At 37.9% G+C, this 1,208-nt stretch carries 1 pseudogene; it reads left to right on the top strand.

Going from position 1 to position 1,208, the window contains the following annotated elements:
* A pseudogene (locus tag RQ763_RS11770) lies at positions 1-1,058 on the top strand (5-methyltetrahydropteroyltriglutamate--homocysteine S-methyltransferase); the annotation flags it as partial.
* Positions 1,059-1,208 lie beyond the last annotated feature (150 nt).

Here is a 1,208-nt window from a genome sequence, read left to right as displayed (position 1 = left end):
TAAAGAGGAGACATTGGGAGTATCAAAGAGATGCGGGTGTAGAGTTTATAAGTTCCAATGATTTTTCGCTCTATGACAATATGCTTGATACCTCTGTTATGTTAGGCGCAATTCCTCAGAGATTTGCCCACTTAAAGGGCGAAGAGCTTTACTTTGCAATGGCTAGGGGCGATGCTTCAAGTGTTGCTATGGAGATGACGAAGTGGTTTAACACAAACTACCACTACATAGTTCCCGAACTAAGTTTGGAGGACAACTACTTACTAAATGCTTCAAAAATCATAGAGGAGTACAACGAAGCGAAAAAGCTTGGCATCAAAACAAAGATAAATATAATCGGTCCTATTACATATCTGGGACTTAGTAAAAGAGTTGATCGTGGCGATGTTTATGAGCTTTGGAGCAAAATAGTTCCTCTTTATGAGGAGCTTTTAAAAGCTATAAGCACTCTTGATGATGAAGTAGTAGTGCAGATAGATGAGCCCATTTTTGCAAAAGAGTTGGATACAAAAGTTCTTAGTCTTGTAAAACCGACATACGACAGACTAGGAAGTGTTGCATCAAACATAAAAATTGCGGTTTTGACCTATTTTGAACACTCAAACGAAGCTACAAAAGTTTTAGTTCATACGCCAATCTGGGCATTGGGGCTGGACTTTTTACATGGAGATGAAAATCTGAAATCTCTAGAACTTATAGCCTCTAGCGGTAAAAAGGTTATAGTGGGAGTAGTTGATGGTAGAAATATCTGGAGATGCGATATTGAAAAAACTCTTGAGTTTTTAGAAAATATCTCAAAAGTAGTGAAAAAAGAGAATATCTTGATAGGTTCATCCTGCTCGCTTCTTCACACCCCTTTTACTCTGAAGTATGAAGAAAAGATAAGTCATGACATAAAAGAGTGGTTAAGTTATGCACTTGAAAAACTGGATGAAATCTCGCTTCTCTCAAAACTCTTTTTTGACGGCAAAGACAGTTTGGATGAGAGAGAAAAAGAGGCGCTGCAAAAGAATATAAAAGTAAATCAAAGCAGAAAAAAATTCGCTTCTTATTCATGATAGAGCGGTGCAAGAGAGGGTAAATAAGCATACTAAACTCCAAAGAGAAGGCGATGCAAAAGAGAGACTAAAGCTTCAAAGAGAGATTTTAGGCTACAAAGATTTGGTAACGACAACTATAGGCTCATTTCCGCAAACTCCAGAGCTGCG

The organism is Sulfurimonas sp., assembly GCF_032250635.1.
Taxonomy (GTDB): domain Bacteria; phylum Campylobacterota; class Campylobacteria; order Campylobacterales; family Sulfurimonadaceae; genus Sulfurimonas.
The sequence above is the reverse complement of the archived record's forward strand: the minus strand, read 5'-3'. Positions and strand labels throughout refer to the sequence as shown.